Genomic DNA, 16791 nt, shown 5'->3' on the forward strand with positions numbered 1-16791 from the left:
GGAGTGCTATTTTCGATCATCTGTTGCGCTCTATTTCCCATGCAAGGAAAGGGCGACAACGAGCGGACAATGGATCCATTTGACGATCTGCCTGAATCGAATGCGAAAATGCCGGCAGGCCCACGCAGCCGCAAGGTCGACCAGAGCGGTGCCATCTGCTGTCGGCTCGAGAGGGGCGGAAGGGTGAGCGTTCTGCTCGTCACCAGCCGGGATACCGGACGATGGGTCATCCCGAAGGGCTATCTGCAGAGGAAGGAAAAACCCTATCGCTGCGCCCAGCGCGAAGCGCTCGAGGAAGCTGGTATCATCGGCAAAGTCAGGAAGAGGCCCCTCGGCTGCTACACCTATGTGAAGGATCGCGAGACACCGCTGACGGTTTCGGTCCATCTGTTGCGGTTCAAAGCGGAGGGCGATCAATTTCCGGAGCGCACTCAGAGGCAGAAGATGTGGATTGCGCCGGCAGAGGCGGCTGAGCTTGTCGAGGAGCCCGAGCTGCAGGCACTCTTCCGGTCTATCGACGCCGACAATCCCCTGACATCCCAGGATCGGCTGAAGCCGCGCAGGATCGAGGACCGGCAATCTGTGGCCGACGTGGTGGTGTCGCTCGCTACCTTGCAGACCTCGCGCTGAACGCGTTCAACTGATGCGGGATCGGACCGGAGTGACGAAGGCCCGGAATATGGGCCTTCGCGCTGAGTTACCGCGGACTGCCGGTCGCCAGAGGTCCCCAGGAGAGTTCGCGATCCGCTGTCGCCGCGAGGTCGATCATCACTTCGATACCGGTCTTGATCCGCCGCCGCAGGATGTCGGCGCGATCCGGATGCGTCCGGAGCAGACCCTTCTCGTGGAGCGCCTGGAGCCGCGTGCGCGAAAGCTCAAGCTCAGATGCCAGCAGACGGTCGAGGCGTGTGCCCGCGGGCAACGGCACCGCCAGTTCGATCTCCAGCCGCGTCCAGCCGGCAGCCTCGCACAACACCTCCCTGGCGATGTCGAATTCCGGGAATTCGTCGATGCGCTGCGACCTGCGTTTCAATGCGTCGAGGTTGAAACTCTCCGTCCGGATCCAATTGCGATCGTTCGACTGCAGCGCTTCCAGAACAGCCGGATCGATGTCGCGCACGTTCTGCCGCTCGAAGAGCGGTCGGTTCCAGGTCTTGTCGCAGGTGAGGCATTTATAGATCAGCCAGGCATCCAGCTTGCGGCCATTGGCATTCAGCCGGATCTTGCCGCTGGATTGAAAGGCTCTTAATCCGCCGCATCCGCCACAGGCGATCCAGGGCTGGGGAGCGGTTTTGGGTGTGATGGTCCATCGGACCCGTAAAGTATCGCACATAAGTCTTGGTCTTCCATTCGGAAGTTCACCAAGATGGCGCGAGAGAAATGCCTTGAGGGCGCGGTGTGGCGATGCTTTGGGGGGGCTGAAGAGCAGAGACAGCGGAGCTGCACTGGCGATCGGGACAATGCCAAACCGGTCTCTTGCCGCCACCCGATGAACATATTCATACGCCGATAGCCCGCGGCTATCCGGCAGTACGGGTGAAACTGGATTGAGACCGGTGATTACTTAGGCAAAGTCTACCTCGATGCGCCCATGCTCTTCGATAGCAGGGATAGCAAATGATCTGGCCGAACGGGAGTGGCATACCGCAGTCCCCGCGAGGGAACTGCGGTATGCGGCATTTATGCAACTTTGTGCTGAGGGCCTGATGATGCGAGCAGACTGAGATATGTAGGTGGTAATTGCAAACCACGCGGGAACGGACCGGGTAAGGGGCCAGCGGCGCAGTGCCGATCAGCTATCCTGATCGAATCGTCGTTTCGCGCGACCTTCACCGCCGCGACTGCGCAATCTGCCACCCCGGAAGGCGATGCCAGTAAGGCCCAAAACCGTCGCTTCTCTCAGGTAGCTGCTCGCGGAGCAGTCCAAAAAGAAATCATCTTATGCGAGAGTAATTGTATTGAAACCAATTTGTGGATTGGCGGGTGCGGCGGTCAGGCATGGCTCTTAAGGCAGTTTTAAATACCTGCAAACACAGCGCTATTTTATGTTGCTCCTCCATCACACCTGAAATCATTCGTGCTCATTGATAAATCGAGAATTGCATAAATTGACGAATACTAAGAATTTGGCGCCGACAGGCGTAAACGTTTCCAGGAGATGAAGGTGGTGCGAGCAATACCGGCTGCGGCGGGCAAGCGATTCATGACGAAGCGAATGTCAGTCCAGAGTTCGTCGGTCTCCATGATCGCTCTGGCTTTCGCGCTGCTGACAGGGTGCAGGATGCCGCTGACGCAGCCAACGAGTGTGGCGCACCGGTCGGTGGCGTGGTCATTTGCGCCGGTAGCAATTATCCCTCGCCGGGTATCCGTTATGCGGTTACAAGCAGCCTGACCCTGACACTCGACAACCCCGCTTTGGTCGCCGTGAAGGCGACGACTGGCCAGGGCGCCGTCTTCGTCAGCGGTTCCAGCATCAATGACATCGTCATCAACGCGCTCCTGTTTCAATCGGTTCAGACGAGCGGTACTTTGTCGAACGGCATTGGTGCGGTGAATTCGGGAACCGCCGGCAACACCATCATCCGGATGGACAACGGCACCGTTACAGCGAGCGGCAGCAGTCCCTTTCCTGGCGCACTTCTTTCGAGCATCACGAACGCCACCAACACTGGCAATGCCTTGATCACCCTCAATGGCGGGCAGGCCAGCAATACGGGGGGAGGCCAAGGCGTAAGCGCCCAGAACTCGGGTATGGGCAATGCCACCGTTGCGATGACCGGCGGCTCGGTCAGTTCCGCCACCGGCACTGCCATGCGCGCCATCGTCGACAATGCTGCCTCTTCCGGCACCGCCAGCGTCGCCATCAGCGGGGGAACGGTCAGGACGGCCTCGGGCACGGGCGTGTTGAGCCAGTCGGAACTCGGCAGCGCCGCATCACTATGACCGCCGGCGTGGTCACGGTCCAGAGCGGCGCCAACCCGGCTCTCAGCGCCGTCGTCAACAACGCTGCCGGCGCAGGCAGGGCCAGTATCGCCGTGAGCGGCGGCACCGTCACGAACAGCGGCAGCGGCGACGGCCTCTTCGCCGACAACAAGGGTACGGGAACATACGACATCAGCCTTACCGGCGGCACGGTGACCGGCGGTTCGGGCACCGGCGCCGCCGTCCATGCCGCCGCTGCCTCGGGAGGCACGATTACCATCGGCTCCGGTGCCGTCGTCAATGCCGGAGCCTCCGGCATCGCCCTCAGCCAGACCGGCGGCGCGGCCACGATCATCACGGCCGGCACCGTGACCGGAAACGTCAACCTCAGCGCAGCCAGCAATGTGCTCGATATCACCGGCGGCGCGATCAACGGCAATATCAGCGGTGGCGGCAATAGCGCTCTGGAGTTCGACCTGGGCTCGGACAGCTTCACTTACGGCTCGGCCTATGCGATCAGCGGCATCGGAAGCGTCGCCATGAATTCGGGAGTGGCCGAGATCGACGGTAGCCTTGCCACCAACACGCTTGCCGTCAACGGCGGCAGGCTGACGCTCAACGGTGCCGGCACGGCTTCGGGCGGGGCCACCGTTTCGGGCGGAACGTTCGTCGTCGGCGATGCCGCGCATGCCTCGGCTACGCTCACGGGGTCGCTCGACGTGCTTGCCGCCGGTCGATTGCAGGGCTTCGGCACGATCGTTGGCGATGTCGGCAACGCCGGCATCATCGCCCCCGGCAACTCGATCGGCACGCTGACTGTGAGCGGCAACTATACCGGCAATGGCGGCACGCTGGAGATCGAAACGGTGCTGGGCAACGATGCCTCGGCCACCGACCGGCTGGTCGTTACCGGCAATACTTCGGGCAGCACCAACCTCAAGGTCATCAATGTCGGCGGCGGCGGCGCGCAGACGGTCGAAGGCATCAAGATCGTCGACATCGGCGGAGCCTCCAACGGGAGTTTTTCGCTTTTGGGCGACTATGTCTTCCAGGGCGACCAGGCGGTAGTGGGCGGCGCCTATGCCTATCGGCTCTACAAGAACGGCGTCAGCACGCCCGGCGACGGCGACTGGTATCTTCGGTCAAATCTGATCAACGACTCGGGTACCGGCTCATCTCCGCTTTATGCGCCGGGCGTGCCACTCTACGAGGCTTATACGGGGGTTCTGCAAAGCTTCAACCAGCTCGGCACTCTCCAGCAGCGCACCGGCGGCCGCTCCTGGGTTGGCGGCGTTTCGGCCGATACCAACGACGAGGGTGCGAGGGCGCGCGGCATCTGGGGACGGATCGAGGCTGCGCACAACCATCTGGAGCCGGTGACATCGACGACCGGCACCGACTACGAGGCGAACGTCTGGAAGCTGCAGACGGGCGTGGACGGGGCGTTGACTGAAAGCGCGGCCGGTACGCTGATCGGTGGTGTCAGCCTGCAATATGGTACGGTTTCCGCAGATATATCCTCGCTGTTCGGCAGAGGGGACATCGACACGACAGGTTATGGTCTCGGCGGCACGCTGACCTGGTACGGCAATAGCGGCCTCTACATCGATGCCCAGGGGCAGCTGATCTGGTATGACAGCGATCTTCGTTCCGACACCCTGAACAGGACGCTGGCAAATGGCAACGGCGGCTTCGGTTACGCATTCAGCATTGAGGCAGGACAGAAGATCGGCCTCGGTCCGCGATGGTCGCTGACGCCGCAGGCCCAGCTCTCCTACTCCTCCGTGCGTTTCGACGACTTTACAGATCCCTACAGCGCCGCGGTGTCGCCGAGCGACGGCGATGCTCTGGTCGGCCGCCTCGGACTCTCAGCCGATTACGACGATGAATGGAAGGATGCCGCAGGCCGGACAAGCCGCTCAGGCGTTTATGGCATCGCCAATCTCCACTACGACTTCCTCGACGGATCGGATGTCGACGTCTCGGGAACGAGGCTCGTCAGCGAGAACCGGCCGCTATGGGGCGGATTGGGCCTGGGCGGCTCCTACAGCTGGTCGGACGAGCGCTATTCCATCAACGGCGAAGCATTCGCCCGCACCAGCCTTCAGAACTTTGGCGACAGCTACTCGATCGGCGGCAAGCTCAGCTTCAATATGAAGTGGTGATCGCGCAACGTCTCGTCGGATCGTACCGCAAAGTCGACGACCGAAGGCCATTCAACGCAGGCGGCTGGTCGCTCGTTTTATCGTGCATTCATTGTATTGTGGATGGCCGGCGCCCGACCGGCGCCGACCCCCGCCTTACGATTTAGGCGACGTGCTGAAGCTGGACTTCGCGATCGTGCAGGAAGCAGGCCTTGGTGAAGAGCCTGAGATCGAGCTGGTTCGGCAACCGGATATCGGTCAGATCCGGCAGGCCTTTGTTGTCGGCCTCGAAGGACCGGTCGATCTGCGAGATGAAGGCCAGCACGATGCCGGTTTCGCGGGCAAAGCTGCTGATGGCGGTCACCTGTTCCGAAAGGCTCGGCTTGATGCGCTGCTGGTCGAGGATCTGCAGATAGTCGATGACAGCGACCGTTCCCCGCGGGGCACCGGCGAGATGGCGCATGATGTAATCGGCGCTGATCTCGTCCGAGGTGACGATCTCCACCTTATCGCCAAGTGCTTCCCCTTCGGGCAGGGCATGGATGCGCTTCATGGTCTGCTCTTCGGTATATTCGAGCGTGAAGAAGGTCGCCCTTCGCTCCTTTGCGACGGCATCGAGGAGAAGCTGCAGGCCAAGCAGGGTTTTGCCGTGGCCTGGACGAGCGGCGATCAGCAACAGGTCGCCATCCGCAAGCTGTGACAGCATGGATGTTGTCGATCCCTCGGTTTCATAACGCGAGGCAAGCAGGCTCCAGGTCGGAAAACCTTCTTCCTCGGCGATACGGTCCAACGCCTGATGGAGCGGGATCGTATCGGTCCGCGCCAGCACTTTCGCCCGACGCTTCAATTGATAGATGGGTGCAGACAATTTCATTCAAACCTCCATTGCGAGCCGGAATCGCAACCCCTCCTTATGCGGTGCTCGAACAGATGGTTCTGTCGTGGATTACCCCGCATGGACGATGCTTCCCGGATGGAGGGAGGAGGCTTGGGTAGAGCCTTGCTCAAGAGGTAGCGGGATCAGCGATTCGCGACAAGCGGGAAACGATGGGCCAGTTGGGCTCAGAACCGGCATCAATCCGTTACACCTGCAATATCCTCCTGAATGAACTTGATCAGCATCAGGCTTGCGCATTGGCTGAGCAGGCGGTCCCGCTCATCGGCAAGATCGTCATCGAAGCGCCGGCAGAGCCGCTCATAGCTCTGCCGGAACGGCGAGCCGGGGAGGTATTTCGCCTCCATGCGCAGCCGCGTTTCGTGCAATTCCCTCAGATCCGGCAATGTATGCATGGTTTGCGCCTCCTAATAGGCTATATGCTGACATGGGAGGAATTTCCTTGAAATCGACCATGCCCGTCACCTGCGAGGTGCGCTACCGCCTCGACCCGAAGAAACGCACGGCATTCGAAGCCTATGCCGAGGTCTGGATCCAGCTGATCGAGCGGTATGGCGGAACCCATCACGGCTATTTCATGCCGCGCGAAAAGCCTGAGGGTGCCGGTTTGAGCTTTCCCGGTGCCGGGGCGGATGGGGAGGGCGATATTGCCGTCGCTCTCTTCACCTTCCCGGATGAGGAGACCTATCGCGGCTACCGCGCCAGCGTCGCCGCCGATCCGGACAGTATTGCGGCCAATGCGCGCTTCGGGGCCGATCCGCCGTTCAAGAGTTACGAGCGCCTGTTTCTGCGACCGCTGCCGCGCGGCTATTAGCATGTATGTCCGCCGACTACCGCTAATTCTAGGGGGCAAAACAAGAACTGTGCGTAATCGTAGGCTAAGGCCGAACGGATAGTGAACCTTCATCGCCGACGCGCATAATGGTCTGCCGACTGGTCACAAACTTATAAAAACGGGGGCGCTTATGTCAGCGCCCCCGAAGCCGTGTCGAGAGACGACCGCTTAGCCGATCATGGCATTGTCGTTGCGCTTGATCGCAATGATCGTCGAGCGCGGCAGTTTGCCTTCGCCGTCCGGGAAGGGCGCGTCAGGATGCTGGATGCCGACGAAGTGGGTTCGCTTGTCGGCGGACCAGGTCTGACCGGTGACTTCTGCGCCCTTCGGGCTGGTCAGGAAACGCTCGATGCGGCCGGTCGCCGGGTCGCCGGCGAGCATCTGGTTGTTGCCCTGGCCGAGAAAGTCGCCTTCGTTGGTGTCTTCGCCATCCGTCTGGATCCACAAGAGACCCGTCGAGTCGAACATCATACCGTCCGGCGAGTTGAACATATTGCCGGAGTTGATGTTGGACGAGCCGGCATAGGCGTCCTTGTGAACGTCGGGATTGCCGGCCATGACGAACAGGTCCCATTTGAACTTGCCGTCGGCGTGGTCGTCGTTTTCCGGATACCAGCGGACGATCTGGCCATAAGCGTTCTTCTCGCGCGGGTTCGCCCCGCCGACCGGCATGTCGTCGCCGCCGGCATTCTTCTTCACGCCACGATTGGTGTTGTTGGTGAGGGCACAATAGGCTTCGATCGCGACCGGGTTGATGGCGACCCACTCCGGACGGTCCATTGTCGTGGCGCCGACCTTGGAGGCGGCCTGGCGGGTGAAGACGCAAACCTCGTCCATCTTCATGCCGGTCGATTCCGGTGTCAGGGCCAGCCACTCGCCATTGCCGTCATCGACGAACTTGGCGACGTAGAGCGTGCCTTCATCCAGCAGTTTGGAGGTGTCGCCGCCCGGCACGTAGATGTCGTTCGAAACGTACTTGTAGAGGAACTCGCCGCGTTCGTCGTCACCCATGTAGACGACCACGCGACCATCGCGGGCAATCACGACGGCAGCGTTCTCGTGCTTGATGCGGCCGAGCGCGGTACGCTTGATCGGGGTCGAGGAGGCGTCCGAGGGGTCGATTTCCACAACATAACCTGCGCGGCGCGGCTCGTTCGGGTTTTTCGACACGTCGAAACGGGGATCGAAGGCTTCGTAGCCGTATCGGGTTTCGGCCGCGATGCCGTAACGCTTGAAGTCGCTGGGCATGGCAAAGTTCGGATCGGTCGAACCGAAGTAGCCGTTGAAGTTCTCCTCGCAGGTGAGATAGGTGCCCCACGGCGTCTTGCCGGCGCCGCAGTTGTTGAAGGTCCCGAGACAGTCGGTGCCGTTCGGATCGGCCTCGGTCTTGACGAGGTCGGAGCCCGCAGCCGGACCGGAGATCTTCATGGGCGTCAGATGGGTAATGCGGCGGTTGAACGGGCTGTCGAGCACGATTTCCCAGCCGGTTTCGCCCTCGGCGACTTCCATGACGGTAACACCCTGAAGGTTTTGCAGGATCTTCACGTCGTCGGCGGTCTTCGGCATGCCTTTTTCGTTGTGCGGAAGATTGGTTTCGTTGTTCACGTATTCATGGTTGACGGCGATGACCTGACGACCGCCGATCACGAACAACTCCATGCCGTCGGTGTTTTCGCCGAAGACCTTGTCGGAATGTTCGACGCTGACGCCGTTGACGGGATCGATATCCGGGACGTTGGAGAACAGCGGCTGCCCCCATTTGGCGAGTGGCTTCCATGCGTAGCCGTCAGGAACGTGCACGGTGTTGTCGGTGAAGACCGGGATCGGCTTGAAGGAGAAGCGCGACGAAGCTTCCTGCGCCTGAGCCGAGGTGGAATTCATCAGGTTGCCGAGCGTTCCCATGGCGGCGGCGGCTGAGCCGAAGGCCAGGATACCGCCAAGGAAGCTGCGGCGTGAGACGGCCGATTCGACGACGCGGTCGAAATCGGTTTCTGCCGGCGGCGGATTTTGCAGTTCGTCCCATTCGTCCCAGGACAATTTGTTGGTGTCGATATGAGCCATGCTGGTTCTCCGTTTTTGCTTGTAGAATCTGTCCAACAAAGGCCTTAGCTCTGCAGGATCACATCCAGATGACGAACAAGCACTCTTCGCATGACAGAGGGGCACCCGGACTGTTTAAATCCACGCATCAGGCTTTCCAAAAATCAGAATCGCGCCTCGTGCCGATGCTGTAAGCGGAAACTTGTCTGCGATCCCCGACAGCAAACGGACAGCTTCGCCGCGTTACCCCTCTGCCCGTCGCCCGCAAGGGGCAGCAGCAAAAGGGTCAAATCATGAAGCTGAAACTGATCGCCGCTCTTACCATCCTGTCGCTCTCGCCAGCCCTGGCGCTTGCAAGTCCAAGCTGCACGAAGGAGCCGAAATCGAAGTGGATGCCGGAGGCCGCCATGAAGGCGAAGATCGATGCGATGGGCTACCAGGTCAAGACTTTCGAAATCACCGGCAACTGCTACGAGATCTACGGCAAGGACAAGAACGGCGACCGCGCCGAGGTCTATTTCAATCCGGTCTCCGGCGAGATCGTTCAGAAGGGCGATTGAGCGATGACGGGTATCTCGTTGAAGAAGAAGGAGGAGGAGGGCCAGGAGCCCTCCGACACCGCCACGGAGACGATCAGGGTCTGGGACCCGCTCGTCAGGCTGTTTCACTGGACGATCGTAGCGGCCTGCACGCTCAACCTCTTCATTCTCGAGGAGGGCAAATACTGGCACCGCATCACGGGTTATGTCGTGGCTGCGGCAATCGTCATTCGCATCCTCTGGGGTTTCGTCGGTACAAAACACGCTCGCTTTTCCGATTTCCTGCCGACGCCAAGCAGGGTGATGGAGCAGATACTCGATATGATCGACGGCAGCGAGAAACGGCACCTGGGGCATAATCCGCTGGCATCGGTTATGATGCTTACTCTGATGGCATTGCTGGCGGCCACGGCGCTGACCGGCTGGATGACGACGCTCGACGCCTTCTGGGGCGAGAAGTGGCTGGAGAAGCTGCATGGCACCATCGCAAACGGCATCATGGTGCTTGCCTTCGTCCATGCGGGTGCGGCCATCGTCGAAAGCTGGAGGCACAGGGAAAATCTCGTCTGGTCGATGGTTACAGGTCGAAAGAAGGCATGAGGATACTGCTGATCGAGGATAGTTCCCGGCTTCGCGAGCTGCTTTGCGAGGCCATCCGCGATGCCGGCTGGAAGATCGATGCCTTCGCGCTGGCGCAGGAGGGGCGGCTTGCCCTTGAGGGAACGGACTACGACCTGCTGCTTCTCGACCTCGGCCTGCCGGATGAGGATGGGATCGCGTTTCTGCGGTCGCTCAGGGCCTCCAAGGTGCAGATGCCGGTTCTGGTGCTGACGGCACGCGGCGCGGTCGACGAACGTATTGCCGGGCTCGATGCCGGCGCCGACGACTATCTCGTCAAACCCTTTCACAATGGCGAGCTGATCGCCCGCATCCGCGCGCTGACGCGGCGTGCGCCGGTCACTGCCATGCCGGTTCTGGAATTTGCAGCCCTGCAATATGATGTCGCTTCGCGGCGGGTCACCTGCGGCGACGACGAGATCGCGCTCGCCCCCTCGGAGAAGGGCCTGCTCGAATTGCTGATGCGCAATGGCGGCCAGGTGGTGCCTAAGCCGAAGATCGAGCATGCCTTCTCGGAATTCGGCGACGAGCGCAGCAGCAATGCCGTGGAGCTCGCCGTTTCGAGACTGCGCAAGAAGCTCGACGGACATCCGACCAAGGCGCTGATCGAGACCGTGCGGGGCGTCGGCTACATGATGCGGGAGGCGCGCGGGTGAGCCTGAAATCGCCGACACTGGGCACCATCCTGACGCGGCGCATCGCCTTCTTTGCGGTGCTGGCCATGGTGGTGCAGCTCGCGGTGATCTTTTCGGACTATTACTGGAATGTCGGCGAGCTTTCGCGCCTCTTCGTGGAGCAGGAGACCGAGCGGCTCGCCTCCGGCATCACAGCGGAGGAGAATGACACCGTCCGCTACCGGCTTCCTGAAAGCGTCGAGGGGCGGTACGGGCAGGCGCAGACCGGCTATGTGGCGCGTATCCGCGGGGCCGATGGTGAGCTGGTCTTCCAGTCCTGCGATTCTGCCTGCGAAAGCCGCTTCCTGCCGCCCGATGTGAACCCGCCGGATTTCTGGCTGCGGTCGCTTTCACCGGGCAAGCCGCTGACGCTGGTTGGAGGGCGGGCCTTCACCGTCGGCGGGCAGCGTTTCGTCATCGATGTCGCGACAATGGGCGATCCCCAGGATGTCATATCGGATGTCCTCTGGAATGAGGTGATCGCCCATATGATCGTGCCGATGAGCATTCTCCTGGTGCTGGTGCTCGGCGCCACCTTGCTTTCCGTGCGCCAGGCGCTGAAGCCGGTGCGGATTGCGGCCGAGGCGGCTGAGCGGATCGACCCGATGGACTCGCGCTCGCATCTGCAATTCCAGGACATGCCGCGGGAAGTCGCCCATCTCGCCGAGGCCGTCAACCGGGCCTTCGAGCGTGTCGGCGAGCTGATGAAATCCCAGAAGATCCTGACATCGGGCATCGCGCATGAGGTGCGCACGCCGCTTGCGGCGATCAAGCTGGAGCTTGGCCATATCGACCATCCACGGGCGCGCAAGGCGGAGGCGGATCTCGACGACCTCGTGCGCTTCGTCAGCCAGATCACCGCGCTTGCCAGGCTGGATACGTTCGATCACGGCATGTTCGAGGAGGTCGACCTCGTCGAGCTTTCATCCAGCGTCGTGGAACAGCTTGCCCCCTGGGTCTACGAGAACGATCACTCGCTGGAACTTTCCGCGCAGGTCGATGCCGCCATCGTGCAGGGCGTGCCGGCCCTGCTGAGAGATGCCGTGCGCAACCTGATCGAAAATGCCGTTCGCCATACGCCTGCGCATACCAATATCGTCGTGCGCGTCAGCAGCAGGTTAATCCGCGTCGAGGACCGGCATCCGGCGGGTCTCCGGCAAGGGTCTGACGTCACCGATCATGCTAATGGACTTGGGATCGGCCTTAAGATCGTCGAGCGCATCGCCGCGATACATCGGGGTTCGCTTCGTCGTTCTGCCGGCAGACAGGGTCATGTCTTCGATCTCGAGATCGGCACATAGCCGCGTCTGCACCACTCTTTTTTCGCATCATCTTTCCTTCGGAGAGTTCCATGATCAGATCCGTCGTCATTTCCGGCTGCTCGGGTGGCGGGAAATCCACTCTGCTCGAAGAGCTTTGCCGGCGCGGTTATGCAACCGTCGAAGAGCCCGGACGGCGGATCGTGAAAGAAGAGCTGGCGGGACAGGGCGCAGCCTTACCCTGGGTCGATCCGGCTGCCTTTGCCCGGCGGGCAATCGCGATGGCGCTTGAGGATCAGAAGCTTGCAGAAGCGCAGGCGGGCTGGACGTTTTTCGATCGCGGCCTGATCGATGCCGCCTCGGCGCTGCAGGCCACGACCGGAGAAGCGGTTCTGGAGACCCTGCGGGACCAGCATCGTTATCACCAGACGGTGTTCCTCACTCCGCCCTGGCCGGAGATCTATATCAACGATCCCGAGCGGCGGCATGGTTTCGAGGAAGCGATTTCCGAATATGAGCGCCTGGTCTCAGCCTATCCTGAGATCGGCTATCAGGTCGTCACGCTGCCGAAAGTCGATGTCGCAGCACGGGCGGATTTTCTGCTGAGCCGGCTGCCGGGCTGAAGTTTCAACGCCCGTTGACTGTCAGCATAAAGACATGAACCTCCCGAAGCTTGACATAAAAAACGACGGCGCGCATAAAAACCATATGGGGTTGCGATCACCCCACGAGGCGACATGCCGAAGAATCGCGTCCATGAAACCGAACAACGGAGGGACGCGTCATGCCGTCATTTCTCGAAATATCTTCAGACAAACTTGCCCGTATCGTCGGCGTACCCAATGCGCCTGTGATCATTGATGTGCGCATCGACGAGGATTTCGCCCGCGATCCAAGGCTGCTGCCGGGCTCGATCCGCAAATCCCACACCGATGTCACCGAATGGGCGGGCAGCTTCACCGGCCCGGCGGTCGTCGTCTGCCAGGCAGGCGGCAAGCTCAGCCATGGGGTGGCCGCCCATATCCGGCATGCCGGCGGCAACGCGGAAGTGCTGGAAGGCGGATTTGAAGCCTGGATCGGCGCGGGCGGCGTGGCTGTGGCCGTCAACCGGCTGCCGCCGCGCGACCGGCAGGGACGGACCGTCTGGGTCACGCGTGCGCGCCCGAAGATCGACCGTATCGCCTGCCCATGGCTTATCCGGCGCTTCGTCGATCCCTCGGCCGTCTTTCTCTTCGTGCCGACATCCGATGTCTTGATGGTTGCCGACCGCTTCGGCGCCGTACCCTTTGATATCGAGGAGGTCTTCTGGAGCCATCGCGGCGAGCTCTGCACCTTCGATGTGATGATCGAGGAATTCGGCCTTGTTTCGGGGCCGATGTCGAGGCTTGCAACGATCGTTCGCGGCGCCGATACCGCCCGGCCGGATCTTGCCCCCGAAGCGGCCGGGCTGTTGGCCGCTTCGCTCGGCCTGTCGCGCATGTTCGTTGACGACCTCAAGCAGCTGGACGCCGGCATGCTGCTCTATGATGCCTTCTATCGCTGGTGCCGCGACGCCACGGACGAAACGCACAACTGGCCTTCCGCGAAAAAGGGAGGCTGACGTGAACAGTGCCGTTACCCATGCGACGCCCGATACCGGCGCGTCGCCAAACCCTCATGGCGTCACCTTCGGTGAAGCCTTTCGCGTCTGGCTGCGCGTCGCCGCGCTCAGCTTCGGAGGGCCGGCCGGGCAGATCGCCGTCATGCACCGCATCGTCGTCGACGAGAAGAGGTGGATCGGCGAGCAGCGCTTCCTGCATGCGCTGAACTATTGCATGCTGCTACCGGGACCGGAGGCACAGCAGCTTGCCATCTATATCGGCTGGCTGATGCACCGAACCGCCGGCGGTTTGGTCGCAGGCATCCTGTTCGTTCTTCCGGGCTTCCTGTCCATCCTGGCGCTCAGCTATCTCTACGTGACCCTCGGCAGCGTCGATGTCGTCGAGGGCCTGTTCTTCGGCCTGAAGGCCGCTGTGCTTGCCGTCGTCATTCAGGCGGTCGTCAGGGTCGGTGGCCGCGCGTTGAAGAACAAGGCGATGATCGGGATCGCGGCAGCCGCCTTCCTGGCGATCTTTCTCTTCCACGTGCCTTTTCCCGTCATCATCCTGGCAGCCGCCATGACAGGCTTTCTGGGATCGAAGTCGGGCTCCCGCCTGTTTCAGGGCGGTGGCGGGCACAAGGCAGCCGGCGGCGCGGTGCTGTCCGATGCCGACGCGCTGCTCGGGGAAGATATACCTGATCATGCGCGACCGAATCTTCGCTGGTCGCTGAGGATCTCGTCGGTGCTGCTGGTGCTCTGGCTGCTGCCGCTGCTGCTGCTCCATCTCTTCCTCGGACCCGGCGATATCTTCACGCAGATCGGCGTGTTCTTCAGCAAGATGGCGCTGGTGACTTTCGGCGGCGCTTACGCCGTGCTCGCCTATGTCGCGCAGGAAGCTGTCCAGCATTTCGGATGGCTGAAACCCACCGAAATGCTCGATGGTCTCGGCATGGCGGAGACGACGCCCGGCCCGCTGATCATGGTTCTCCAGTTCGTCGGCTTCATGGGCGCCTATCGCGATCCCGGCAGCCTCTCTCCGATCACTGCAGCCACGCTCGCCGCCATCCTGACGACATGGGTGACCTTCGTTCCCTGCTTTCTCTGGATCTTCCTCGGCGCACCCTTCATCGAGAAGCTGCGCGGCAATGCCGCCTTGGCTGGCGCGATGTCGGCCATCACGGCGGCCGTGGTCGGCGTCATCCTCAATCTCGCGATCTGGTTCGGCCTGCACTTCCTGTTCCGGAGCGCCGAAGTGCACAGCCTTGGACCCTTCTCGATCGAGCTGCCTGTCTGGACGTCGCTGTCGCTGCCATCGCTGCTCTTGAGCCTTGCGGCAGCCATCGCGATCTTCCGGTTCAAGCTGGCGGTCATTCCGGTCCTGCTGGGCTGCGCAGCCGCCGGGATGGTCTGGCCGGTCTGAGGCATCGCCGGCAGCCGTATCATCGGAAAAACCGATGGCATCATCGGTTTCTTCCGTTTTTCTTCCGGCCCGGCGCAAGGCATCTGCTCTCCCAACCAAGAAGGAGACGGCAGATGACCGAAATCAGGATCGAAGGCGCTGATATCATCATTGTCGGCGGCAGTTCCGGCATGGGGTTGGCGCTGGCGCAGCGGTTGCTGGCCGAAGGGGCGGATGTGACGATTGCGGGGCGCAATGCGGAGAGGCTTGCGGCGGCACGGCGGGAGCTCGGCGATCCCTCTGGTCTTAAGACCGCCGTCCTCGACCTTGCGCGGGAGGAGGAGGTTGCTGCCTTCTTCCGCGATTGCGGGCCGGTCGATCATATCGTCAGCACGGCGGCGGACATTGAGGGAGCTTACCAGCTTCTGCCGGATATCCAGCTTTCGGCGGCGCAGCGGGTTGTCGAGAGCAAGTTCTACGGGCCGCTGCTGCTTGCCAAATACGGCGCACCCCGCCTGCCGCCGTCGGGCTCGATCACCTATACGTCAGGGGTTGCTGCCTATCGGCCGGCCGCGCGCGGTTCGGTCGTTGCTGCCGTCAATGCAGCGCTGGAAGGGCTGGTGCGGGCGCTGGCGGTGGAGCTTGCGCCTCTTCGCATCAATGCGGTATCGCCGGGATGGGTGGACACGCCGATCTGGAGTTTCGTTGCCGGTGACGCCAAGCAGGCGACGCTGGAGGCGATGGCCAAACGCCTGCCGGTAGGCCGCGTCGGTAGGCCCGAGGATATTGCCGATGCAATCTGCTTCCTGATCGGTAACGGCTTTGCGACAGGCACTATCCTGCACGTCGAAGGCGGGCATCGGCTGGTCTGAATGGCCGGAAAGCCTCAGCGGCCGAGCCAAGCAGCAGCGAAAGCGCCGGCGGCTGTAGGCGCCGGCGGCGCCACAGCATGACCAGCGAAGCCGTTGGAGTATCGCCCGGCCAGGACAGCTCCACGACGTCGCCGCGCTCGGCAGCCGGGGCGGCGGCGAGACGCGGAACAAGACCGTAACCGGCGCCGGATGCAACGAGGCGGATGATCGTCTGGATGCTGTCGGCCTGGGTGACGATATCGGGTGCGGCAATGCCTGCTTCGGTGAAGGCCGCATCGAAGAGCCGGCGGTAGACGCAGCCGGTTTCCGTGGCGATGAAGGGCAGATGGCTCAGGTCCGCGAGGCTTTCGGGCGATGTGGCTCCGTTATTGCGGCTGGCGATGAGTACCAGCGGCTCCCGCGAGACGAGGCGGGTCATGAAACGCTCGTCCCGTTCTCCGCGATCAAAGGTGAAGGCGATATCGATCGAACCATCTTCCAGTCGTCGCTGCAATTCACCGCTGCCGCCGATCTTCAGCGTCAGGCCGATATCGGCATGCGTCTCGCGAAGGCGTGACAGGAAGGGTGCGAGTTTCTCCGCCGCAATGGTTTCGAGCGTGCCGATCGTAAGCGATTGGCCGCCAAGGCCGGCGGCTGCACGGATCGCTGCCTTCGCCTCGTCGTTCAGCGCCAGGATCTCCTCGGCATAGGCTTTCAACGTGTCACCGGCCGGTGTCAGGGTCACACGCTGTCGGGAGCGCTCGAAAAGCTGCACGCCCAATTCCTCTTCGAGCACCTGTATCTGGTCGCTGAGGCTCGACTGGGCGAGGTTCGCCTCGCTTGCCGCGCGGGTGAAGTTGCAGTGCCTTGCGACCGCAAGAAAGGTTTTCAAGTGTCGTGGGTTCATCCTGGGCTCCGTGCTCCATGGCAAGAATGGGCACTCCCTGCCTATATCAGGCGGCGGAGCGAAGAGGGAGTCTCTCCGCTTGGGCGTCACCGCCGCGCCGGGTCCAGTGATGTTGACGGCAGCCGTCGG

General features: G+C 61.9%; 17 protein-coding genes. 12 read left to right on the forward strand and 5 right to left on the reverse strand.

What is annotated here, in order from left to right; all coding sequences use genetic code 11:
- Positions 1-69 precede the first annotated feature (69 nt).
- Complete coding sequence (locus FHT82_RS21735; RefSeq protein ID WP_183734755.1) at positions 70-630, forward strand: NUDIX hydrolase; 561 nt, start codon at positions 70-72, stop codon at positions 628-630.
- A gap of 67 nt (positions 631-697) precedes the next feature.
- Here FHT82_RS21735 and FHT82_RS21740 read toward each other — a convergent pair whose 3' ends face one another.
- Positions 698-1333, reverse strand: coding sequence for a DUF1062 domain-containing protein (locus tag FHT82_RS21740; RefSeq protein WP_183734756.1), 636 nt, complete (start codon positions 1331-1333; stop codon positions 698-700).
- Positions 1334-2274: 941 nt separating this feature from the next.
- Here FHT82_RS21740 and FHT82_RS21745 point away from each other — a divergent pair.
- Positions 2275-2943, forward strand: a complete 669-nt coding sequence (locus FHT82_RS21745; protein WP_183734757.1) for a hypothetical protein — start codon at positions 2275-2277, stop codon at positions 2941-2943.
- Positions 2940-5087: an autotransporter outer membrane beta-barrel domain-containing protein gene (locus FHT82_RS21750; RefSeq protein WP_183734758.1), complete on the forward strand. Its 2148-nt coding sequence runs from the start codon at positions 2940-2942 to the stop codon at positions 5085-5087. Before FHT82_RS21745 ends, FHT82_RS21750 begins: the two co-directional genes overlap by 4 nt.
- A gap of 142 nt (positions 5088-5229) precedes the next feature.
- Here the strand turns inward: FHT82_RS21750 and FHT82_RS21755 are convergent, their stop codons facing one another.
- Together FHT82_RS21755 and FHT82_RS21760 are read right to left on the reverse strand one after the other, a co-directional pair.
- Positions 5230-5940 carry a DNA helicase gene (locus tag FHT82_RS21755; RefSeq protein ID WP_183734759.1) on the reverse strand — a complete coding sequence of 237 codons (711 nt, stop codon included), beginning with the start codon at positions 5938-5940 and terminating at the stop codon, positions 5230-5232.
- Positions 5941-6140: 200 nt separating this feature from the next.
- Entirely contained in the window at positions 6141-6356 is a 216-nt protein-coding gene (locus FHT82_RS21760; RefSeq protein WP_183734760.1) for a hypothetical protein, read from the reverse strand.
- A gap of 47 nt (positions 6357-6403) precedes the next feature.
- On the opposite strand from FHT82_RS21760, the gene FHT82_RS21765 reads away from it, so the two are divergent.
- Positions 6404-6775: an NIPSNAP family protein gene (locus FHT82_RS21765; RefSeq protein WP_210276860.1), complete on the forward strand. Its 372-nt coding sequence runs from the start codon at positions 6404-6406 to the stop codon at positions 6773-6775.
- Positions 6776-6964: 189 nt separating this feature from the next.
- Here FHT82_RS21765 and FHT82_RS21770 read toward each other — a convergent pair whose 3' ends face one another.
- Positions 6965-8857, reverse strand: coding sequence for a PhoX family phosphatase (locus FHT82_RS21770; protein ID WP_183734761.1), 1893 nt, complete (start codon positions 8855-8857; stop codon positions 6965-6967).
- A gap of 272 nt (positions 8858-9129) precedes the next feature.
- On the opposite strand from FHT82_RS21770, the gene FHT82_RS21775 reads away from it, so the two are divergent.
- The 8 genes from FHT82_RS21775 (at position 9130) to FHT82_RS21810 (ending at position 15776) form a co-directional block, all read left to right on the forward strand.
- On the forward strand, positions 9130-9396 hold the full coding sequence (locus FHT82_RS21775; RefSeq protein ID WP_183734762.1) for a PepSY domain-containing protein: 267 nt from the start codon (positions 9130-9132) through the stop codon (positions 9394-9396).
- A 3-nt stretch (positions 9397-9399) separates the two neighbouring features.
- Complete coding sequence (locus FHT82_RS21780) at positions 9400-9975, forward strand: cytochrome b/b6 domain-containing protein (protein ID WP_183734763.1); 576 nt, start codon at positions 9400-9402, stop codon at positions 9973-9975.
- Positions 9972-10649: a response regulator transcription factor gene (locus FHT82_RS21785; protein WP_183734764.1), complete on the forward strand. Its 678-nt coding sequence runs from the start codon at positions 9972-9974 to the stop codon at positions 10647-10649. The genes FHT82_RS21780 and FHT82_RS21785 overlap by 4 nt, the downstream gene beginning before the upstream one ends.
- Complete coding sequence (locus FHT82_RS21790) at positions 10646-11968, forward strand: ATP-binding protein (protein ID WP_183734765.1); 1323 nt, start codon at positions 10646-10648, stop codon at positions 11966-11968. The genes FHT82_RS21785 and FHT82_RS21790 overlap by 4 nt, the downstream gene beginning before the upstream one ends.
- A 50-nt stretch (positions 11969-12018) precedes the next feature.
- Positions 12019-12549, forward strand: coding sequence for an AAA family ATPase (locus FHT82_RS21795; protein ID WP_183734766.1), 531 nt, complete (start codon positions 12019-12021; stop codon positions 12547-12549).
- Between the two features lie 161 nt (positions 12550-12710).
- Complete coding sequence (locus FHT82_RS21800; RefSeq protein ID WP_183734767.1) at positions 12711-13526, forward strand: sulfurtransferase/chromate resistance protein; 816 nt, start codon at positions 12711-12713, stop codon at positions 13524-13526.
- A 1-nt stretch (position 13527) separates the two neighbouring features.
- On the forward strand, positions 13528-14925 hold the full coding sequence (gene chrA, locus FHT82_RS21805) for a chromate efflux transporter (RefSeq protein ID WP_183734768.1): 1398 nt from the start codon (positions 13528-13530) through the stop codon (positions 14923-14925).
- A 113-nt stretch (positions 14926-15038) separates the two neighbouring features.
- Positions 15039-15776 (forward strand): SDR family oxidoreductase, encoded by a 738-nt coding sequence (locus FHT82_RS21810; RefSeq protein WP_183734769.1) that lies wholly within the window; start codon positions 15039-15041, stop codon positions 15774-15776.
- Here FHT82_RS21810 and FHT82_RS21815 read toward each other — a convergent pair.
- Positions 15739-16662: a LysR family transcriptional regulator gene (locus tag FHT82_RS21815; protein ID WP_183734770.1), complete on the reverse strand. Its 924-nt coding sequence runs from the start codon at positions 16660-16662 to the stop codon at positions 15739-15741. The genes FHT82_RS21810 and FHT82_RS21815 overlap by 38 nt on opposite strands.
- Between the last annotated feature and the right edge of the window lie 129 nt (positions 16663-16791).

Origin of the sequence: Rhizobium sp. BK275, assembly GCF_014193555.1 — a bacterium.
In the GTDB taxonomy this organism is placed as follows: Bacteria; Pseudomonadota; Alphaproteobacteria; order Rhizobiales; family Rhizobiaceae; genus Rhizobium.